1 protein-coding gene is annotated in these 526 nt (G+C 52.9%); it reads right to left on the reverse strand.

All coding sequences use genetic code 11. From position 1 onward, the window contains the following. Nucleotides 1–480, reverse strand: a 480-nt coding sequence (locus STRDD11_RS10900; protein ID WP_277592951.1) for an accessory Sec system protein Asp2, incomplete at its 3' end; no start/stop codon positions are given. Nucleotides 481–526: the final 46 nt, after the last annotated feature.

The raw sequence follows: 526 nt of genomic DNA on the forward strand, positions 1-526 counted from the left end.
CTGAAAGTCCGGACTAAAGTCCCCTTCCAGAGTCAGATTTTCATAGCCATTGTAGCAAATCTGCCCGCCAAAGCCCGGACTGACCGTCATATCGATGGGCGTCATCTTGTCGCCGTACTGGCCGCGAAAGAGAGCCTTGGACAGCAGCCGCACCAGCTCAGAGCGGTCGTTCATGTCCGCCGGCTGGGCACAGTGGCGCTTGAGAAAATACTCAATGTCCGCCTCCTGAGTCTGCTGATCTTGATTGTAAAAGACCGTATAGGGCGTAATCTTGTCCTCAATCATGAACAGGTCCGGAATCAGGGCCAAGTCTTCCACCAGAATGGCGCTGAACTGAAAAATCCTGTCCATCTCCATGACCTTTTTCAGAGCCAGACGGGAATGAGGAAAGAAATGGTACCAGACCATATTGTCCGGCAGGGACAGCTCCCGGCTCCAGTCGCTCAGGCCAATCTGTAAAATCTTCAGCTTATCTTGCATGCTTTGCCTCCTTGAGCCACTTCTCCCACCTGCCGATCAGTTCCAT

The sequence above is a fragment of the Streptococcus sp. DD11 genome, assembly GCF_001578865.1.
Lineage (GTDB): Bacteria > Bacillota > Bacilli > Lactobacillales > Streptococcaceae > Streptococcus > Streptococcus panodentis.